General features: G+C 49.8%; 18 protein-coding genes. 13 read left to right on the forward strand and 5 right to left on the reverse strand.

Going from position 1 to position 19619, the window contains the following annotated elements; all coding sequences use genetic code 11:
- Positions 1-54: 54 nt before the first annotated feature.
- Entirely contained in the window at positions 55-1209 is a 1155-nt protein-coding gene (locus P159_RS0108980; protein ID WP_029543370.1) for an acyltransferase, read from the reverse strand.
- A gap of 237 nt (positions 1210-1446) precedes the next feature.
- Here P159_RS0108980 and P159_RS0108985 point away from each other — a divergent pair, with 237 nt between their 5' ends.
- Complete coding sequence (locus tag P159_RS0108985; protein ID WP_029543371.1) at positions 1447-1800, forward strand: ASCH domain-containing protein; 354 nt, start codon at positions 1447-1449, stop codon at positions 1798-1800.
- 69 nt (positions 1801-1869) lie between these two features.
- Here the strand turns inward: P159_RS0108985 and P159_RS0108990 are convergent, their stop codons facing one another.
- Positions 1870-2220: a DUF192 domain-containing protein gene (locus P159_RS0108990; protein WP_029543373.1), complete on the reverse strand. Its 351-nt coding sequence runs from the start codon at positions 2218-2220 to the stop codon at positions 1870-1872.
- A gap of 58 nt (positions 2221-2278) precedes the next feature.
- Here P159_RS0108990 and P159_RS0108995 point away from each other — a divergent pair, with 58 nt between their 5' ends.
- Positions 2279-2893, forward strand: a complete 615-nt coding sequence (locus P159_RS0108995) for an A24 family peptidase (protein ID WP_029543377.1) — start codon at positions 2279-2281, stop codon at positions 2891-2893.
- A 33-nt stretch (positions 2894-2926) separates the two neighbouring features.
- Here P159_RS0108995 and P159_RS0109000 read toward each other — a convergent pair whose 3' ends face one another.
- Genes P159_RS0109000 through P159_RS0109010 form a run of 3 tightly spaced genes read right to left on the reverse strand, consistent with a single transcriptional unit; the run spans position 2927 to position 7768 of the window.
- On the reverse strand, positions 2927-4510 hold the full coding sequence (locus P159_RS0109000) for a sensor domain-containing diguanylate cyclase (RefSeq protein WP_029543378.1): 1584 nt from the start codon (positions 4508-4510) through the stop codon (positions 2927-2929).
- A 42-nt stretch (positions 4511-4552) separates the two neighbouring features.
- Complete coding sequence (locus P159_RS0109005) at positions 4553-6133, reverse strand: GGDEF domain-containing protein (RefSeq protein WP_029543380.1); 1581 nt, start codon at positions 6131-6133, stop codon at positions 4553-4555.
- Between the two features lie 54 nt (positions 6134-6187).
- On the reverse strand, positions 6188-7768 hold the full coding sequence (locus P159_RS0109010) for a GGDEF domain-containing protein (protein WP_029543382.1): 1581 nt from the start codon (positions 7766-7768) through the stop codon (positions 6188-6190).
- Positions 7769-8309: 541 nt separating this feature from the next.
- Here P159_RS0109010 and cpaB point away from each other — a divergent pair.
- From cpaB to P159_RS0109065, 11 genes are all read left to right on the forward strand, one after another.
- Positions 8310-9224 (forward strand): Flp pilus assembly protein CpaB, encoded by a 915-nt coding sequence (gene cpaB / locus P159_RS0109015; protein ID WP_051650267.1) that lies wholly within the window; start codon positions 8310-8312, stop codon positions 9222-9224.
- Between the two features lie 44 nt (positions 9225-9268).
- Positions 9269-10771 carry a pilus assembly protein N-terminal domain-containing protein gene (locus P159_RS18635; RefSeq protein WP_037377040.1) on the forward strand — a complete coding sequence of 501 codons (1503 nt, stop codon included), beginning with the start codon at positions 9269-9271 and terminating at the stop codon, positions 10769-10771.
- A 7-nt stretch (positions 10772-10778) separates the two neighbouring features.
- Positions 10779-11639, forward strand: a complete 861-nt coding sequence (locus P159_RS0109025; protein WP_051650268.1) for an AAA family ATPase — start codon at positions 10779-10781, stop codon at positions 11637-11639.
- A gap of 17 nt (positions 11640-11656) precedes the next feature.
- On the forward strand, positions 11657-12763 hold the full coding sequence (locus P159_RS0109030) for a MinD/ParA family protein (RefSeq protein WP_029543395.1): 1107 nt from the start codon (positions 11657-11659) through the stop codon (positions 12761-12763).
- Positions 12764-12767: 4 nt separating this feature from the next.
- Positions 12768-13733, forward strand: a complete 966-nt coding sequence (locus P159_RS0109035; RefSeq protein ID WP_185753686.1) for a type II secretion system F family protein — start codon at positions 12768-12770, stop codon at positions 13731-13733.
- A 44-nt stretch (positions 13734-13777) separates the two neighbouring features.
- Positions 13778-13999: a hypothetical protein gene (locus tag P159_RS0109040; protein WP_029543399.1), complete on the forward strand. Its 222-nt coding sequence runs from the start codon at positions 13778-13780 to the stop codon at positions 13997-13999.
- A gap of 107 nt (positions 14000-14106) precedes the next feature.
- Positions 14107-14538, forward strand: a complete 432-nt coding sequence (locus P159_RS19405) for a TadE family protein (RefSeq protein WP_051650270.1) — start codon at positions 14107-14109, stop codon at positions 14536-14538.
- A gap of 251 nt (positions 14539-14789) precedes the next feature.
- Positions 14790-16112 carry a CpaF family protein gene (locus P159_RS0109050; protein WP_051650469.1) on the forward strand — a complete coding sequence of 441 codons (1323 nt, stop codon included), beginning with the start codon at positions 14790-14792 and terminating at the stop codon, positions 16110-16112.
- Positions 16113-16114: 2 nt separating this feature from the next.
- Complete coding sequence (locus P159_RS0109055; RefSeq protein WP_051650271.1) at positions 16115-17095, forward strand: type II secretion system F family protein; 981 nt, start codon at positions 16115-16117, stop codon at positions 17093-17095.
- 13 nt (positions 17096-17108) lie between these two features.
- Complete coding sequence (locus P159_RS0109060; RefSeq protein ID WP_029543406.1) at positions 17109-17906, forward strand: hypothetical protein; 798 nt, start codon at positions 17109-17111, stop codon at positions 17904-17906.
- 14 nt (positions 17907-17920) lie between these two features.
- Positions 17921-19615, forward strand: coding sequence for a Tad domain-containing protein (locus P159_RS0109065; RefSeq protein WP_029543408.1), 1695 nt, complete (start codon positions 17921-17923; stop codon positions 19613-19615).
- Positions 19616-19619 lie beyond the last annotated feature (4 nt).

Raw genomic sequence — 19619 nt, forward strand, 5'->3', positions numbered from 1 at the left:
AGGCCGCATCTATTATGTGCGGCAGCCTTGGGGCTTTTTGAGTCACCAGTCAGTTCATTTATTTTTTTTGTATACGCCAATAGTCAGGGCATTGATGAAAGGCAGTTTATCGCCTGCTTTGCGCATGATGGCTGCTGTGGCAACAGAAAGGCAAAGGACTGCACAGTAGAAGGCCAGGGCAATGCCTGCTGTCATGAGGTGCCCGCTCTTTGACAGGACAAGTGCCAGGTACCCAATAAAGAGGGGGTGGACCAGATAGGCAAAGTAGGAATGTTTTCCTAAAATGTGCAGCAGGTTCTTCAGCCACTGGGGATAATTGTTGTAAGTGAAGATGGTGAAGAAGAACAGGGAGGCGCAGATGGTGTAGGCAATGCCTGCCGGGCACAGCTGATGGGCGGTGTTGATGGCCTCAAGCTGGGTATAGCCCTGAGGGCCAAGCAGATAGTAATAATAGGCCAGCAGGGAAGCCATGCTGAGGAAGAAGCCCGCTGTCACCAGGGCGCGGCGCCTCTGCATGAAGGATTGGAAGGCTTCTATATGCACAGCCAGCCAGCCGCCCAGCACAAAGATGAAGATGTAGTGCATGACCCAGTAATTGAGCCGGTACATGAAGAAAGGCTTCAGGAGCGAGTCATCGGGCAGACTGTAGACAAAGAGGTTCAAAGGCTCCGAGAAGCTGGACCAGTAGTCGAACATCACCTGCAAGCCCAGGAGGAAGATCAGCCAGAGCATGTCAAGCTTCTTCACCATTTTTACCCAAAGGGGCATGAGCAGGTAGAACCATAAGAGCAGCACCAGGAAGTAAAGCTGGTACTTTGCCACCCCGAAGAAAAGGATGCCGCAGAAATACAGGGGGCTGGGCAGTGCCGAGCCGTAAAGCCAGCTGTCATGGACAAGGTAAAAGACTGACCAGACCAGATAAGGTATGAGTACGGTTTTCCAGCGCTTCTTGAGGAACTGGCTGTAGCTCCAGTTGTCAAGGTTCAGGTTGTAGAACAGCCCGAAGGCGGAGATGAAGAAGAAGATTGGCACGCTGAAGCGGGTGAAAATCTCAAAAAGAGCCGTCAGATGTGCATTGGAGGCAGGATTCCCTATATACTGCGAGCCCACATGAATGCCGATGACTCCCATCATGGAAATGCCCCGGATATACTCGATGGCCGGCAGCCGCGGCTTCCTGGGGGACGCGGCAGGATTATTTTCTTGCATGAAATAAAACTCCCATCTATATGTGATACCTGCTAATTCTATCATAAATTGCCGGGATAAGGAATAAATGAAGACAAATAGCTTCACTAGAAGGGCTTTGTGGTGTAAAATAGAATGTAACAAGTATACATGTGAGCTGACCAAGGAGGGGCGGCGGGCAGGTATATAGACCTGAAACTAACTATGGCTGCAAGGAAGAATGACACAGTACTGTATTTAGAATGGAGCTGCATAATTATGATGGCACTCAACTTCCAGGCATCAAAGCACAAGAAGATGCTGATGGAACGCACCAAGACCTGTACCGTTCGTCTTGGAGATGTTAGCAACCTTTACCCTGAGGGAGCCGTGGTCTGGATTACCGTGGGCAAGAAGGGCGAACCCAAGCATAAGCTCTACTCGGCTTATCTGGACAAGGTCAGAGTCAAGACCATGGGCACCCTGACTTCCAATGACCTGGGGCATCAAAACCCGGAGATAAATTCCAGGGAAGAACTGATAGCTGACTTCGAGCGCATCTACAAACGCCGCATACTGCCTGAAGATACAGTGACGGTTATTTATTTTACCGAGGTACATGAGGATATGTGATCCCATCGCAGTCAAAACCCCCGATCGGAGCAGTGGGCTCTGTCGGGGGTATTTTACGGCATGGGCTATTCAGCTGTTGTTGTATAGCGGGGTGAGCTTTATTCCTTCCCGCCAGCCCAGCATGTTGGCGGTACCTGAGGGGAGTTCCAGGCAGGCTTGGGCGGTGAAGCAATAGGTGAAGCCCAGCCAGGGTCTGAGGTGGGGGACAATCTTTATGATTTGGTAGTCATTGTCAAGGAAAACAGCATCTATGGGAAAGTTCATGAACATCATGTGAATGCTGCTGCAAGGGGAAAGGAGCAGGCCTTGTCCCTCTGGAAGGGATTTTTTTCCCATCAGCCCCAGGAATCTGGCTAGGAAATTATCTGCCACTTTGGCTTCTATAGAGTTGTTTTCTGCAGAGAGTATCATGGTTTTCATAGAAGGTTCCTCCAGGTATGTGAGATAGTTGTTCAGCAGGAGAAAGGCGGGTGGGTATATGTATGCAGCAATCATGTGTCTGGCTCTGGTATTGGCCCTCTGGGCTTCAGAGTGGATAGATTCATTATATCAGCGCGAGAGGGAAATACTGACATTCCCAGAGAAGGTGAGGGCGTCTGCTTTTCGCCTGCCGCTGCTTGTCCTGGGATTGGGAGGGATGGCAATCATTCTCTCGGGAGAAGCTATGCAGGTGACTGAAGCTGCCAAGCGATTGCTTCTTGCCTGGTTCCTGCTGATGACCATGGTAACGGATTTTGAGCAGCATCTTATCTTTGACAGGATGCAGATGCCCTTTGCAGTTCTTGCCCTGCCCTTTATTTTGCTGGGGGGGCAGTTTGCCGACCATCTGCTGGCGGCTCTGGCAGGCGGCGGGAGTTTTCTCATTTTATCGCTGATAACCAAAGGAGCCATAGGCGGGGGAGATATAAAGCTGATGTCTGTGCTGGGACTTTGGCTGGGAACCGAAAACTTGACGAGGATTGCCATAGGTGGATTCCTGTTATCTGGCCTTGTGGCTATGGCAATGCTGCTTTCAAGGCGGTGGAAGCGCGATGAGCGCTTCGCCTATAGTCCGTACTTCTCTTTGATTGCCCTGGCGCTGCTGTTGAATTGAAAAGCCTTCCCGCATGTTGGGAAGGCTTTTTGATTATGCTTCTAATTCATCAGCCAGTTTGTACCCGTCTCTGCCTTGTTCTTTTACACTGCGGAGGGCCAGGTCGGCGGCGTGGAAGAGGTGGTGGTAGGTCTTGCCGTTGTGGGGGGCTACAGCTACGCCCACGCTGGCGGTGAGGCCTATGTTTTTGTCGTCCATAGTGAAGTTCCTCGTCATCTCGTTGATGAGTTTGGCCTTCTTGACGACGATATCCATGTGAGGCTGCCGGTCTAGGATGACGATGAATTTATCTGCTTCCAGGCGGCCCACGCAGTCATTGGAGCGGAAGCAGTCTTTGAGCTTCCTGGCATATTCATGCAGGAGCCTGTCACCGTATTCCTGTCCTTTATCCTTATTGACTTCATGGAAGTTATCCAGGTCGACAAGGTAGATGGAGATGAGCCCCAGAGATTCGGGTTCGTCGTATTCCCTGAGCTTCCTGCGGCAGAACTCCTCCATGGAAATCCGGTTGTAAAGCCCCGTCAGGTCATCTCTCTTGCCCTCGTTGAGCAGGCTCTCATGGATGCTCTGGATTTCCGTGAGGGCCTGGGAGATATCTCCCAGTTCATCATTGGAAATCTCAGGGAGGATATCGTTATTTGTCTTGCCCTTGACGATGTTGGAGGCCATCTTGTTGATTTCCAGCAGGGGGCGGGAAATCCTGGCAGCCAGCATATAGGCTATCAGATTCACGAAGAGCATGATGACCAGTCCCAGGATAAAGCCCTTGGACAGGACGCTGCTCACGGCAGAATTGATGACACTGTAAGGGGTGATGGTGAGGATGCCCCAGCCGGTGACTTTATCCCTGGAATAAGCAGCTATGCAGTCTTCGTCTTTGAGGTCAAGGCGGACTATGCCTCTGTCGCCGTCCAGTTTCTCGGAAATCTGCGCTACCTCCTGTGAAAGGTCCGTACCGCTGGCATAAGCGCCGTCTTCGTCCGTGCTGGCGATGACATGGTTGTCACGGTCTGTGAGGATGATGGTGCTGCCGTTGGTGTTCTGGTCATGGATGAACTTCTGCACCTTGTTCAGGTAGAAATTCCTGTGTACCAGACCGATGGGGCGGTTCTGGTCATCCAGGACAGGCGTGGCTATGACTACTACCAGCTGGCCGTTGGACATGCTGACCATGATATCGGAAATGTAGTCATGTCCTGCCATGACTTCCTGGAAGTGCTTGCGGCTGGACATATTGATCTTGGTATTGTTGTCCGTGCGTATGCGTTGCTGGCCGTTGCCATCGGTTACGGCGGTGAGGTTGTTGTCCTGGAAGATATCATTGATGTTGTCCAGTATCTTTCGGATAGTGGCTTCGTCTTCGGGGTTGGGATTCTGCAGGTATCTCTTTACCACGGGAGTGCTGGCCAGGGTGCGCAGCACATAGAGATTCCTGTCTTCCAGTTGGGTCAGGTGTTCGCCTATGGTCACATTCCTTGACCAGTTATCCTCCCGGGCATGCTGGTCAAGGTCCATGATATTATGCCAGCCGATGAAGATGATGGTGGCAATGAAGGGGATAGCCCCCATCATTGCCAGAAGCAGGAATAACTTGTTCTTGATGCTCTTGCTGCTCATTACTCTGTACCTCGCGTTATCTGCCTTTTAGCGCTTTTAGGGTTATCCTTCCATCTCATCTGCCAGCTTGTAGCTGTCCCTGCCATGCTCTTTTACATCGAAGAGGGCCAGGTCAGCAGCGTGGAAGAGGTGGTTGTAGGTTTTGCCATTGTGGGGGGCGATGGCCACGCCGATGCTGGCGGTGAGACCTGCGTTCTCTCCGTTGACAACAATGTTCCGGGCAACCTCATTGATGCGGGCGACCTTCTTCTTGATGGTTTCCTTGTCGGGCTGATTGTCCAGGACGACGACGAACTCATCAGCCTCCAGGCGTCCGATGGAATCTCTCTCAGAGAAGGTATCCTTGAGCCCTCTGGCAAATTCCTGCAGGACCTTGTCACCGTACTGACGTCCCTCCTCGCGGTTAGCTCTCTGGAAGTGGTCGATATCCACGATGCAGATAGCTATCAGGCCAGGGGTGACGGTTTCTTCGTAGTTGTGCAGTTTCCTGCGGCATATCTCCTCTATGGACATCTGATTGAGCAGGCCTGTGAGCTTGTCTGTCTTGGCTTCTTTGTTCAGTATTTCGTGTCTGTTGCGCATTTCGTTGATGGCATGGGAAATTTCTCCCAGCTCGTCATCGGAGTAGAGATGGACCATGTCTATGTCGGCATTGCCGCTGGCAAGATTGGAAACAACGTTGTTGATTTCCTGCAGGGGTCTGGTGACGCGGGAGGCAATCAGATAGGCTATGGTGGTCACCAGCAGCAGGAGCAGCAGACCCAGGATGATTCCTCTGGAGATGGCTTCATGCACATCTGACCAGATGTATTTGTAAGGCGTGATGGTGATAATGCTCCAGCCTGAGCGCTGGCCCCGGGAGAGTGTGGCCAGGCAGTCCTCTCCGTTGAGATTCAAGCGGATGACGCCATCGCCCCAGTCCAGGGCTTCGGAGATTTGCCGGACTTCTAGAGAAACATCCATGCCCTTGGTGTATCTTTCGTCTTCGGTATGGGAGATGATGTTGTTTTCCCGGTCTGCGATGATGATGGATGTCTGTTCGGTTTTCTGGGTCTGGATAAAGCTTTGCACCGTATCCAGGTCGAAATTACGCTGCACCAGGCCCATGACCTTATGCTGGCGATTGAAGACGGGGACTACCATGGTTATCATGGTGCCGCCAGTGGACATGCTGATCATGGCATCGGAGATGTACTCGTGACCTGCCATGGCCTCCTGGAAAGGCTTGCGTTGTGAGATATTCACCTTGGGAGCTCCATCGGTGCGGATAAGCTGTATGCCGTTATCGTCCGTGACGGCCAGGGGATTGGGGTCATGGAAGACTTCGCTGGAATTGCTCATCAACTCTTTCAAGATGCCTTCCATCATGGGGTCCCTGGTTTCAAGATATTGTTTCAGAGCAGGGGCCACTGACAGGGAACGCAGTACGTAGAAATTCTTGTCCAGTTCCTGCGCCAGATGCTCCTTGATGGCAATATTCTTGTTCCAGTTGTTTATCCTGGCGTACTGTTCCAAATGAATCACATTGCGCCAGCCAATGAAGGCGATGGTGACAATGAAAGGGATGGCTCCCAGCAGGGCTAGTATAAAGAATAGTTTGGTCTTGACGCTTCTTGCGCTCATTCGCTTACACCTCTCAAAAAAGATTCTGTATTTCGTGGCAAAGTTGAGTTGTTATTATTCGTCGGCAATTTTGTAGCTGTCCCGGGCATTTTCCTTCACATCGTACAGAGCCAGGTCAGCTGCGTGGAAGAGGTGGTTGTAGGTCTTGCCATTATAGGGGGCGATGGCTACGCCTATGCTGGCCGTAAGGCCTGCTTTTTCTCCGTTTATGATGATATTGCGGGCGATTTCGTTGATTTGCGCTGCTTTCTTCATGATAGTTTCCCTGTCGGGCTGGTTGGCGAGGACAACGATAAACTCGTCAGCCTCCAGACGGCCGATGCAGTCCTGCTCGGAGAAACTGGACTTGAGACATCTGGCAAATTCCTGCAAAATCCTGTCACCGTAGTTACGACCTTCCTCACGGTTGGCCTGCTTGAAGTGGTCGATGTCCACGATGCAGATAGCTATGAGCCCGGGATTTGCAACTTCTTCATATTCCCTGAGTTTCCTGCGGCAAATCTCCTCTACGGCGTACTGATTGAAAAGGCCTGTGAGTTTGTCTGTTTTTGCCTCTCTGCTGAGAGCTTCGTGTATATGGCGCATTTCATTGATGGCCTGGGAAATCTCTCCCAGCTCGTCATCGGAGTAATCGTTGGTCTGGCTCGTATGGGCGTGGGCATCGCCAGTGGCCATATTGCTGACTACTTTGTTAATATTCTGCAAGGGCCTGGTGATGCGGCTGGCCAGCATATAAGCAACCAGGTTCACCAATAGCATGAGCAGGAGCCCCAGGATGGCACCTCTGGCTATGACATCATTGATGGTCGAAAAGATGCGGCTGTAGGGTGAGATCGTGACGATGCTCCAGCCTGTGCGCTGACCGCGGGAGAAGGTGGCTACGCAGTCTTCTCCGTTCAGATTGAGTCTGGTCATGCCATCTTCCCAGTTCAGGGTTTCGGAAATCTGCCTGACTTCCCCGGACATGCTCTTGCCCTTGGCGTAGGTTTCGTCCTCAGTGCTGATGATGACATTGTCTTCACGGTCCATGATGATGATGTCGAGATCATCGGTATTTTGGGTATCGAGGAAATTCTGTATCCTTTCAAGGCTTAAATTCCTTTGAACCGTGCCTATGACACGATGGCTGTCATTGTAGACAGGGACTATCTGCACAAATATCTGTTCACCGGTGGACATGGCAATCATGGCATCCGAAACGTATTCGTGCCCGGCTGCAGCCTCCTGGAAATACTTGCGCGAGGAGGTGTTCACATGGGGGGCATTGTCGGTGCGGATAAGCTGCAGGCCGTTGAGGTCCGTGACGGCTATGGGATTGGTGTCCTGGAAAGTGTAGTTGGAACCCATGAGCAGTTTGGTCAGGATTTCCTCAACGTGATGGTTGGCAGGGTCGGTGAGATATATCTTCATGGCAGGAGATACTGACAAGGAGCGGAGTACATAGAAATTTTTGTCCAGTTCCTGGCTCAAGTGTTCCTTGATGGCAAGGTTCTTGTTCCAGTTGTCTGTCATGGTGTGCTGCTCCATGTGGTTCACACCGCGCCAGCCGATGAAGGCAATGGCGGCAATGAAGGGGATAGCTCCCAGAAGAGCCAGGATCAAAAATAGTTTTGTTTTGACGCGTTTAGTGCTCATCCGTGTACACCTCTCAAAAAAATTCGACACTTTTCCTTTGTCTTATAGGCGAGCCATTTTATTTGTTTCAATTCTGTTTATAAAGCAAATCTCCTGCCTTAATAAAACAAATTTCAGATATTTTCCACGAGGGAATCTAGGGCGTGTTGATTAATTCACTCAGCCCATCTTCACGGGTCTTGACTGTCCCTGCGTCGTTGACAAATCCTCGACATAGCACCGCTATGCCTGCGGTCTGTCGCCTAGCAATGGACAGCCAATCCCCATAAATCTGTGCCAAGTTCATTTAATCAACACGCCCTAATTTGTAAGGAAAAAGCAAATAGTGATAATAAGGGAGAGGTGCGCATACATAAGTACACTACTGATATACAGAAATATTGCGGGGGGGGACTCTTATGTTATAATAATATAGAGAAAATGGTAAAGGGAAGGTAAAAAAATAGTTTACACTTGGGAGATTTCCTACTGGAAAAATCAGAATAATTGCGTTATAATAAACACATAAGATGTAAATAAAATGAAAATCGAGGGGATGCCAATGTTTTCCAAGATATTGGATGTTTTGAACGATTTGAAACCAAAGCACTTATTGATGCTGGCGGGGACCACGGCGTTACTCATGTTTGCAGTGGTCTATTTTGCTTTATCTGGACTCACGGAGAAGGGGGCGGCTCCTGTAACACCTGCTGTGCCCCAGGGAATCACCCGCTCCGTAGTGGTGGCCAGGGATGACATACAGCCCAATACCCTCATTCAGGAGGATATGCTGGAGATAAAGGAGATGCCGGCTAACGTCGTACCCAAGGGTTCCATCATGGTCATGAAGGACATCCTGGGACAGCCGGCTGCTTCCACTATCTACGCTGGTGATATCCTCACCATGTCCAAGGTCTTCATGGACAAGAGTCATACAGGCTTTTCCGGCTCCATCCCGGACAACTGCCGGGCAGTGTCCGTGGGAGTAAGCGAGATTACGGGGGTGGCAGGATTTGCCAAGCCCGGGGATTATGTGGACGTAATCCTGGTAGAAAAAAGCAAGACGGGAGCTTCCAGCCGTTTCCTGCTGCAGAATGTGCTTCTGCTGGCGGTGAACCAGAATGCGGCAGCCAAGGAATCTTCTCAGGGGGAAGAAACGAAGAAAGCGGCAGCCAAGCCTGCTATCGCTACCTTGGCTCTGACTCCTGATGATATGCTGGAGCTGGTATCTGCTTCGGCAGTGGGGGAGATATATCTGGCCCTCAGGCCTTTCCACTCCAAAGATATTTACACAGGCTTTGGGGAGTTCAACTTGAAATCCTCACAAGTGGAGACGGTAGCGCCTGCTGCCAGCACGATGCCTGCCCAGGCTGCTCCGGTGTATCAGCCGCCTGTGGCAGCTGCACCGCAGCCTGAGGCTCCTGCAGTCTCGTCCGGCATCCGGATCATACAGGGAGATAAAATACTTGGGAAGTGAGGGTATCCGTCTTGAAGAAGGGAATATTTAGCAGTTTGGGAATAATGGCAGCCAGTTGCTGCCTCATGGCACCATCGCCAGTGTTTGCTTCTGAACTTATTTCTATAGATATGCATAGCTCGCGTTGCATCTCCATGCCTGACAGCATCACGCAGATTGCTGTAGGTGACCCGGAGATTGCCACGGTAGTGGAGGTGCCTGCTACAGACAATGAGTTCCTGTTGGTAGCCCACAAGGCTGGCACCACCTCGCTCTTTGTCTGGACGGCTTCCGGCAATCGCTATGAGTATATAGTGGGTGTGTCTCCAGAGGATGCAGGACAGGCCAAGGTCATAGAGCATGTCATCAATCTGCCGGATGTCCATGTGAAGATGGTGGACGGCAAGATCATGCTTACAGGCACGGTGGAAAATCAGTATGAAAGAAATTATGCTGTGCGGACGGCACAGCTCTTTGCCAAAAATGAGGACAAGGGCGGTCTCAGCGTAGGCAGTAATGCTAATGTCCAGCTGAAAACTCAGAGTTCCTTGAACAGAGAGGCTGGACAAACTTTGGGAACAAACGAGATTTCGGATGACGGCTCCGTCATTGATCTGCTGCATATGACCCATCCTTCCCAGATTCGTCTGGAGGCGCAGGTTATAGCCATCAATCCTTCTGACAGCAAGGATTTGGGGATTGTTTATGGTGCTGGTTCTGGCACAGAGCTGTTAACTTCACCGGGAATATTCTACGATGGTGACTCCTATGGCTCAGGGACTACCACCTTTGCGCATAATCCATGGCAATGGCTGACGGACAGGTGGGGCGGTATCAATATGGGCATCCGCGCTCTGGTGACCCAGGGCAAGGCCAAGATACTTTCTCGTCCAAGCATTACAACAATGAGTGGAGAGGAAGCCATTATACAGGTAGGTGGAAGAATTCCATATGTGAGCCGCGACAGCAATGGTTCAAACACAAAGATGGAGGACTACGGTATCATACTTCAGTTTAAACCAGTAGTGGATGAAGAGAACCGCATTGTTTCATCTGTACACACTGAAGTAAGCATGCCGAACGGTGAAGCGGTGAATGGTCAGCCTATCATAGAAATAAAACGGGCAGATTCTGTGGTGACCATATCTTCTGGTTCTACTATGGTCATTGGTGGTTTGATGGATTCCAGAGATTCCAAGAGTGTGAAGAAGTTCCCATTTTTGGGTGACATTCCTGTTATTGGAGAGTTTTTCAAATATACGTCTCATAGCAAGGATAAGCAGGAACTTATCATACTTGTGACACCTCGTCTGGTGGATGAGTATGATACGGGCTACGCCAAAATGACCCCAGATATGGAAGAACTGTACAAACAGGGACGTCATGAAGATGCTGCCAGGAAGGATGTAGACCTTAACGCTCCGGAACTCCAGGACACGGATGACTTAGATGAGGAAATGCCAGAAAAAAGGAACGACATAACAAGAGAAGATTCCCTGTTAGGCAAGTATCTGAATAAGGATGTCCTTCACAACGGTACAGAGCAGGACAGCAAGCAGAAGGAGTGATACTTATATGGAGGGACATAGAAGTATCGTCATTGCTGTCTTCAGCACCTCTGCCGGCAGCGGCAAAACCATAACAGCCATCAATCTGGCGGCAGGTCTGGCCAAAGAGGGCTATCAGACCTGCCTGGTGGACCTTGATCTGCAATTCGGTGATGTGATGGGCTATCTTGACATGGTCAGCGATACGACCCTGGCAGATGCCCAAAGGGCTTTGGAGCGGAATGCAGCTTCCTTTCGGGTGGAGGATTACCTGACGGAATACAGCTGTGGCGGCGTTTCCTTTTCGGTGCTGCCCCCTCCCAGGGAGATAAACGATGCCTACATGGTGAATGTAGACACAGTGGCAGAAATCATCCGCCGCATGGGCAGTTTCAATTTCATCGTGCTGGATATGACGTCTGTCTTCAGTACATTGAACCTCGTGATGCTGGACATGAGCACAGTCATCAATTTTGTGGGCGTGGTGGATTTCCTGCCAGCAGTGAAAAACTACAAGGTGGGCTATGATACTCTCCTGCGTTTCGAGTATGAGGAACGAAAGATCCGCCTGGTGGAAAACAAGGCAGATGAGGAGAAATACATCAGCTCAAGGGATGTGGAGCGTCTCCTGGGAGCGAAATTCTATCACAGGCTCCCCAGTGACACGGGGGCTGTGACTCAGTCCATCCGCATGGGCAGGCCCCTGATGTTCGCTGCTCCCTTGTCTCCCCTCACCCAGAGCTACTGGCAGCTGGTGGGCCGCTATACCAACCGTGATGATTCTGCGCAGGCGCAGAATCATCCAGCTTCTGCCCAGGAGGGCAAGAAGTCCCGTGGCTTGTCCTGGCTGCTGGGGTTGGGCGGCTTTGCGGCTCACGGCAGCAAGTGAAGGGGGGGTGAGGTGCTATGAAATATCGTACAGTGCTGGTTGAGCATGAATCAAGCATGCTTTCTCATTTGGCAGGTGCCCTGAAGGCAGACAGCACTTTTGACCTGGCATCGACTTATCACTCTGCCAGCCAGGCTTTGGGACAGAGCAGCGTGTTTTTGCCAAACCTCTTCATCATTGATGTGGATGACAATGAGGCTCTGAGTATGTTGCCGAATTTCATCAGCTTGTTCCCCAATGCTGCTTTTCTGGGAACCATGGAAGCGTGGAAGGCAGACAGGGCTGAGAGAGTAATACAGGCAGGTGCCCTGGGGTGCGTACAGAAGCCCTTCCGTGCCAGGGATATCCTGGAAGCCATAAGACTATATACACGGCGGGGGCAGAAGCGTCCCACCCGCACCATGGCGTTCTTCAGTCCCAAGGGACATTCAGGCCGGACTACCCTCGCTTCGGTGATGGCCATTGAGTTGGCCAAAAAGAGCGGAGAGGCAGTGGCCATCATAGATGCGGATTTGCAGTTCGGAGATGTGTCTATTTTCTTCGATGCAGTGCCCCAGCATAACGTGGTGGAAGCGTCCCATGATATACGGCTGCTGACTCCTGCCGCGCTGGAGCCTTACTTCCAGCCCGTAGGAAATGGCATTTGGATCATGGGGGGACCCACCAGGCCTGAGCACGCAGAATTGGTAGAAGCCAATCAGCTGATAGATGTGGTGCGCATGGCGGGGAGCCTTTTCCGCTATGTACTGCTGGATCTTCCCTCTGGCTTCAATCCCATTTCGCTGGCTCTGGCGGAGTTTGCAGATACGGATATTCTGGTGTCCATGATCAGCAGCGGCCAGGAAGTCCGTCACATGAAGCGTTCCATGAAGATGTTCCATACCTGGGATGCCTATGGCAAGAGAATTTATCCTCTGTTTGCCGGAGTGAAAAATTGCACTTCTGAGCAAAAAAGAAAAATTGAGGAGGAATTTGGCCGGCATGTGACGAAAATATTACCAGAGGAGAAAAGACTTACCTCTATCACAGGCAGCGGACGACTGATGAAGGATTTGCCGGAAGACATGCCTTATGTGAGTACCGTCGCGAGCCTGGCCAATGACATTGTCGTGGGCAGGAGGTGAGAATGTGGTTGTTGCTATTGTAGCTTTGATGGCAGCGATGCTGACGTTCTTGCTGATGACATTGCTCATCATCTATGTACGGCAGCAAAGGCGTATGAATATCTTCTACCGCCTGCGTCGCTACAACATAGTGGAAGCCGGAGTGACAATTGACGAGCAGACTCCTCTGGGTGACAGAATCAGATTTTGGCTGAAAAGGGCGGCAGCTCCCTTGGCGGAGTTGCGTCCCATACAGGCTCTCGACCTGAAAATGCGTCAGGCAGGCATTCCCCTGTTGGGAGGAGAGTTCATGATTTTCCTCTTTGGCAGTACTGGTATAGCTGCTCTGGTTACCTGGTTGCTGACCCTGGATGGCAGTAATGCATTCCTCATTGGTCTTTTGACGGCAGGCCTTATCTGGGGCATGGTGACCATAAGGATCAGCCGTCGCCGCACTGCTTTTACCGAGCAGTTGGGTGACTGTCTGATTACCGTGGCCAACGCCCTTAGGGCTGGCTACAGCTTCCAGCAGGCTATGGAGGTGGTGGCCAAGGAGATGGAGCCTCCCATCAGCGATGAGTTTGCCCAGGTCACCCGAGAAGTTGCCATGAGCGTGCCCCTGGAATCAGCTTTGGAAGGCATGAACAATCGGGTAGGCAGTGCTGATTTCGACCTGGTGGTGACAGCGGTGCTGATTCAGCGAGAGGTAGGTGGCAATCTGGCTCAGATTCTCGATACCATCAGCGATACTATCCATGAGCGTATCCGCATGAAGCGCGAGATTTACGCTCTGACAGCACAGGGCAGGCTTTCGGCCTGGGTGTTGATACTGATGCCTTTTGGTTTGGCTCTTATTATGTACCTGTTCAATAGGGAAAGTCTGATGTTGCTTATAACAGAACCGCTAGGACGTATGGCTCTGTTGGTGTCGTTCTTCCTTGAGATTATCGGCTATGTGGTAATCCAGCGGATTGTCCATGTAGATGTATAATATTTACTGTTTAGAATTTAATATTTGAGAGGGGAGTGGATGTCATGTTACAGCGTATCAACAATTTCTTCAGGAAGTCTCAGATTGGGCAGGGCATAGTGGAGTACGCCCTGATTCTGGCCTTTGTTGTGGCTGTTGCTGTAGTATTGGGGAATGCTGGCGGAATAAGAACTGCCGTACAGAATATTTTCAATAATACAGTGACGCAGCTGAACAGCCAGGGAGGTACTGGTGGTGCTGGTGGTGCTGGTGGTGCTGGTACCTAATTCGTAAAAGAGTTATGTTCAATTTGTATCTGAGGAAAGAGCTTCCTGTTTTCGGGAGGCTCTTTCTTACCTATTTCGTTTTGTTAATCTTACAGGAGGTGACGGTAATGAAAGGACAAAAAGGGCAGTCAGTGGTGGAATTTGCTCTGGTATTGCCGATATTCCTCCTGATAATATTAGGCGTGGTGTATGGTGGTTTGGCCTATGCAGATTATCTGCAATACAGTACAGCGGTGCGGGAGGCTGCCAGGGATATTTCAGTGAAGGACAGTGCAAAGCGCAGTGCCACTGTGGCAGGGCTTAACAGTAACAATGCCGCTACAGTGCAGGAGTATGCTGACCCTCTGACAAAGCTGTATAAAGCCACTTTTTCCGTGCGTCCTTTTGTGCGCAATCAGGATGGATCTGAAACTGTGACAGATATCAACAGCGCAGATTTTGTGACGGTGAAGGCGGAGTTTGTTCTGAATAATACAAACATAAGTGTCCTGCCTGCGACACTCAAGGCTGTGCAATGCACTATGCCTGTGGAAAGATAATGTGCAGCAGCAAAATCAGCCATAATATGATGAGGCTTGCGACGGTATGTAGATGAGGCGGTGGGAAGATGTCACTCTTAAAGCGCTTGGGAAAGACGAAAGAAAATGCCATAGAGGAAGTGGGGAAACGGGAGAATCCTCTGGGAGAATTTGGGAAACAACCTGCCAGGGAGCAAGCTCCTGCAGGCAGAGAGGTGGAAAAGCAGGCCTATCCTCATCTGACTGACAATAGCCATCAGGCGCGTCCGCAGATGGCTTCTGCCTTCGCAGCCAGGCGAAATGCTGCTGTGGAGGTAGACCAGATTCAGGAACTGAGACTGGCGGTTCATCGTCGCATCGTGGACGAAATGACGGTGGCAGAGCATCAGCTGCTATTGCAAGGCTCAGTGGCCAAGGAACAGATTCAAAATCTGATTTCCACTTATTTTGACAGGGAGATGTCCAATCATTCCTATGCTCTGTCCAGGGCAGACAGGCTGGCGCTGATAGAGGATATCTGTGACGAAATCCTTGGTCTTGGTCCTCTGGAACCCTTGCTGAAAGATAACACCATCACAGAAATCATGGTCAATGGTCCGCGTGATATCTTCGTGGAGCGGGCAGGCAAGCTGCTCCTTACGGAGTCGCGTTTTTATGATGAAGCTCACCTGATGAATATCATCGAGCGCATTCTGGCTCCTCTGGGCAGGAGAGTTGATGAGTCGTCACCTCTTGTGGATGCCCGTCTGGCTGATGGCTCACGCGTGAATATCATCATTCCTCCCCTGTCTCTGGTGGGACCAGCGGTGACCATCCGCAAGTTCTCACAGAAGGCATTATCGGTGGAAGATCTGATGAACTATGGTACTCTGAATGAGGATATGGCAGACTTTTTGGAGGCCTGTGTCAGGGCGCGGCTGAACATTCTGGTATCCGGAGGTACAGGCTCCGGCAAGACAACCACGCTGAATGTGCTGTCTTCCTTCATCCCTGCCACTGACCGCATTGTGACCATCGAGGATGCAGCCGAGCTAAGGCTGCAGCAGCGCCATGTAGTGACTTTGGAATCCCGGCCTGCCAATATCGAGGGCACAGGTGCCATTACCATCCGCGACCTGGTACGCAATGCTTTGCGTATGCGCCCTGACCGCATTATCGTTGGTGAGGTTCGCTCTGGTGAGGCCCTGGATATGCTTCAGGCCATGAATACGGGGCATGATGGCTCACTTACCACGGCTCATGCCAACAGTCCCCGCGATGTGTTGTCACGTTTGGAGACTATGACATTGATGGCAGGTATGGAACTGCCTGTGCGGGCTGTGCGTACCCAGATTTCCTCTGCTATCGACCTTATCCTGCAACAGTCCCGCATCAAGGATGGTACGCGCAAGATTACCCATATTACAGAGGTGCAGGGCATGGAGGGGGACACCATCATCCTCCAGGAACTTTTCCGCTATGTGCAGGATTATATTGACGAAAGCGGGAAGTCAGTGGGGCATTTCGAATCCACAGGGATGCAGCCAGCCTTCATGGAAAAATTCCGCATGAATGGCGTGAAACTTCCCAGAAACCTGTTTGCCGGAGGACATTGATTATGGTATTCTTGACGGCTTTAGTAGTGACAGCGCTTTTCATGCTGATGTTATTGCTGATATTCTGTTCCGGGCACATGTCCCAAGTGCGGATTCAGCACCGTATGTCCAAGATGATTGCAGAAGCAGAGCAGGAGCGCAAACTTCTTAAACGCCAAAAGCAAAAGGGTGCAGAAGAAGCGGAAGACAAATCTCCAGTCCGCAGTCTGGCAGAAATGCCCTTCAGCGAGCGTGTCATACTGCCCTTTCTGAAAACCATAGAAGATAATCTTAATCAGTTTGCTCCCCGGGAGCTAAAGAACATGATGGAAATGATGCTCTTTCGCCTGGGAGGGCAGGAGAGATGGACGGTCAATCATCTGGCAGCAGGCTGGGTGCTTTCCGTGCTGCTGGGGGGATTTTTAGCCTTTCTGACAGGATATGTCATTACCGGCCTGGCACTTATTCAGAAGATAACCTTTGTGATTTTGGGAATGGTGGCGGGAGCGGTTCTGCCCTTTATGCTTTTGCAGTCTGCCATCAAGCGGCGTCAGGCCGCTATTAAGAGACAGCTGCCGGATTTTCTGGATTTCCTCTGCGTCAGCGTGCAGGCTGGTCTTTCCTTTGATGGTGCCGTGGCAAAAATCGTCAGCCGCATGAAGGGGCCGCTGACAGATGAATTCCGCAGGATGCTAAGGGATACAAGTCTGGGCATGACCAAGCGGAGATCCCTGACCCAGTTGGGCAAAAGATGTGATGTGGAGGAGATGTATCTTTTTACTTCTTCCGTAATACAGGCGGAGCATCTGGGCACCAGTATGTCAAAGACTTTGCAGGTGCAGGCAGAGAATATGAGGGACAGGCATCGTCAGGCTGTGAAGGCGGCGGCTCTGAAAGCTCCGATCAAGATTATTTTCCCCATGATTGTCTTCATTTTTCCTTCGATTTTCGTCATGGTGATTATGCCGGCGATTTTAGCATTGGTGAAATCCTTGGGCAAGTGAGGGGGTGCAGGCAATGTTGTCTATACGTAAACTCCAACATCTGTTGAATCATCAGCGGGGGCAGGGCATGGTGGAGATGGCTCTCCTTATGTGCTTTGCAGTGGCAGTGGTGGTGGGGGTAAATTGGGATAGCTTCAAAGAAAGTATGGGAATCCCTTATCTGAGGATGGCAAAACGTGTAGGGATGAATACTTCTACTACAAACCCTGTAGATATTTCTGCTTATGCCACTATGCCTACGTCTGAACTGCAATTGGTGAATAATGAAGAGCGTATTGCTGCTGACAAGGCTACCATGACTGCTTTGGGAGAGTTTCTGCTGACATTGAACAAAAGTGATATTGCGAATCTGTTTCCTGGAACTAAGGAGTCTCGCTGGACAGGTACAGATGGCAGTGGTAAGCCTGGTGTAGCCTTGTTTGACTACTGCATTGAAAATGCAGGTGATAATGGTGAAGCATTGAAGGTCAAGCTCCGTCACAATGATGTGGGATACCTTAGTAATCAGCAAGCGATACAGTGGCTGCAAGGTAATTATGATAAAAATACGGAGCCCTATAAAGGTAATAAAAGCGAGATTGTTTCTAATCGCTTCTTTTACTCGAATGATGCTATAAACCCCAGACCGCAAGCACATTTAACAAAGGGAGAACAGTCAGCTACATTGTGGGCTGCTTTTACTTTTGATAGTGGTGGGGATGTAACATCTGTTAAGTTAAGTATGACCAGGAGCTATCAAGAAAATGGAAATTCTGGAGCATGGAAGCGTACAAATTGTGAGGGGTTGACTGATGTTGTTGTAAGCAAATGAGGGAGGTGTGAGTAATGAGAAGACTGGGAAACAGTTCACAGAAGGGGGCCGTCCTGGTCTTTGTGGCCTTCCTGTTGCCCATGCTGGTTTTCTTTGGGGGCATGGCCATAGATTTCGGACGAGCTTATCTGTATAAATCAGACCTTCAGAATGCAGCAGATGCGGCGGCGTTGGCAGGGGTTACTGCGGCATCAGGAAGCGGTTCTGCCCGTCTGGTAGACACTACCCCTTCTGGTTTTTTGAAGAATGGTGAAGCGGATAAGCTGGTTGTGGCGAAAAACGCAGCTAATGTCATTTTGGTCAAAGATACGGGAGCAGCAAGCGCCAATGAATCCAATACTAAACTTCGCATGACCAAGGAAGGAAATGACCCCGAAGTCGATGCTGACACTTATTACTATATGGTGGAACTGACCGATGAAGTGAAGATGGTCTTCGCACAACTTTTCCTGCCTCAGAGCCTTATCCCTAATGACTGGAATGTGAAAGTATCGGTTAAGGCTTGGGCCAAGGCTAGGATAAATGATGGAAAAAATCTCAACGATATGACGAGGGATGCTATAAGTAATGAAATAGCCTCTAACTATTATGAATGGAAAAAAGATGTTGGGATAGATGATACTACGGCTCAGCAACTAAGCTTTACTACTAATATTGAATATGATTATGAAAATGGAACTCGTAGAGAAGTCTTTAACATGAATAATAGTGATTCAGAAAGAAAAGATCTCTTTATTAACCTTAGACAGGATATCTCGGCTAAAAGTGCATTTGCAGACAATTGGGACCTTTCTGATTTCAGAGGCAAGAGCTATGACGAGATAAATGCTTTTTTCTATGATCTTTCATATGATAAGAAAAAAGAGAGAGTATGGTTAACTTATCCTAAAAATGATGGTACATTAGGTTTAAATACTATTACTTTGGATCAATTTATACGAAATTACGCAGAAGCAGTCGATCATATTACCAACCTTAATGACCTAACGGGGAAGGATTTCAATAAATATGAAAATGTAGGTAAAGCACTGGAAATGCTCACATCTGCTGTCAAAGATGTTATAAATGTGAATGAAGCTTATCCTGTAAGGAAGGATTTAGACAGTAAAAGTGAGGTTTCTTTCGTATACAATACAGATGAGATTAATCGTCAAGATCCACTTTTTGTGAGGATTGAAAGTGAAGAATTCAATTCCGGTGACAATGGTAGAACTGCCAACTCTGCTTCTGGTGGTGTTACTAACTCTGTTCGCGACATTTCTATCAACATCAATGCGGATAATACTGGTAAAACAGATGAAGGATATGATTTTCGGCCATTGGTATTTTTCTACGAGGGACCTGTAGATGCAGACGGCAATCGCGGGGTGGGTAGAAAGTCAAATACAGTTGTGTTGAACCTTAATGCAGATTTCAAGGGCATTATTTACGCTCCCAATAGTCCTGTCCATATCAAAGTCACAGGTGAAAATAGGAAATTTCGAGGTTACATCATTGCCAAGTCCCTGGTGGATGAATTTGGCAATGAAATAGCCACGCCGGCAGATGAAGTTACTACGGGCAACGCCGCGGATTTCCAAGATTTTTATCATAATACACTTAACCTGTCGGAGGCAGTGTATGATGATTTTGGCGTAGTGAAACTCAATGTGTATAAGCCTGAGAAGGATATCTTCTACCTGACAAGCAGGGCGAGCATAACTATTTAAACAA

It is taken from the genome of Selenomonas sp. AB3002, assembly GCF_000702545.1.
GTDB lineage: Bacteria > Bacillota > Negativicutes > Selenomonadales > Selenomonadaceae > Selenomonas_B > Selenomonas_B ruminantium_A.

What these genes read in the sequence shown, in the direction of transcription:
- P159_RS0108990 (WP_029543373.1), bottom strand. Translation starts at nt 2,220, where the DNA reads ATGAAAACCATGATACTCTCTGCAGAAAACAACTCTATAGAAGCCAAA.
- P159_RS0109030 (WP_029543395.1), top strand. Translation starts at nt 11,657, where the DNA reads ATGAAATATCGTACAGTGCTGGTTGAGCATGAATCAAGCATGCTTTCT.
- P159_RS0109050 (WP_051650469.1), top strand. Translation starts at nt 14,790, where the DNA reads ATGGCTTCTGCCTTCGCAGCCAGGCGAAATGCTGCTGTGGAGGTAGAC.
- P159_RS0108995 (WP_029543377.1), top strand. Translation starts at nt 2,279, where the DNA reads ATGTATGCAGCAATCATGTGTCTGGCTCTGGTATTGGCCCTCTGGGCT.
- P159_RS0109010 (WP_029543382.1), bottom strand. Translation starts at nt 7,768, where the DNA reads ATGAGCACTAAACGCGTCAAAACAAAACTATTTTTGATCCTGGCTCTT.
- P159_RS18635 (WP_037377040.1), top strand. Translation starts at nt 9,269, where the DNA reads ATGGCAGCCAGTTGCTGCCTCATGGCACCATCGCCAGTGTTTGCTTCT.
- P159_RS0109000 (WP_029543378.1), bottom strand. Translation starts at nt 4,510, where the DNA reads ATGAGCAGCAAGAGCATCAAGAACAAGTTATTCCTGCTTCTGGCAATG.
- P159_RS0109055 (WP_051650271.1), top strand. Translation starts at nt 16,115, where the DNA reads ATGGTATTCTTGACGGCTTTAGTAGTGACAGCGCTTTTCATGCTGATG.
- P159_RS0109060 (WP_029543406.1), top strand. Translation starts at nt 17,109, where the DNA reads ATGTTGTCTATACGTAAACTCCAACATCTGTTGAATCATCAGCGGGGG.
- P159_RS0108980 (WP_029543370.1), bottom strand. Translation starts at nt 1,209, where the DNA reads ATGCAAGAAAATAATCCTGCCGCGTCCCCCAGGAAGCCGCGGCTGCCG.
- P159_RS0109025 (WP_051650268.1), top strand. Translation starts at nt 10,779, where the DNA reads ATGGAGGGACATAGAAGTATCGTCATTGCTGTCTTCAGCACCTCTGCC.
- P159_RS0109040 (WP_029543399.1), top strand. Translation starts at nt 13,778, where the DNA reads ATGTTACAGCGTATCAACAATTTCTTCAGGAAGTCTCAGATTGGGCAG.
- P159_RS0109005 (WP_029543380.1), bottom strand. Translation starts at nt 6,133, where the DNA reads ATGAGCGCAAGAAGCGTCAAGACCAAACTATTCTTTATACTAGCCCTG.
- cpaB (WP_051650267.1), top strand. Translation starts at nt 8,310, where the DNA reads ATGTTTTCCAAGATATTGGATGTTTTGAACGATTTGAAACCAAAGCAC.
- P159_RS0108985 (WP_029543371.1), top strand. Translation starts at nt 1,447, where the DNA reads ATGATGGCACTCAACTTCCAGGCATCAAAGCACAAGAAGATGCTGATG.
- P159_RS0109065 (WP_029543408.1), top strand. Translation starts at nt 17,921, where the DNA reads ATGAGAAGACTGGGAAACAGTTCACAGAAGGGGGCCGTCCTGGTCTTT.
- P159_RS19405 (WP_051650270.1), top strand. Translation starts at nt 14,107, where the DNA reads ATGAAAGGACAAAAAGGGCAGTCAGTGGTGGAATTTGCTCTGGTATTG.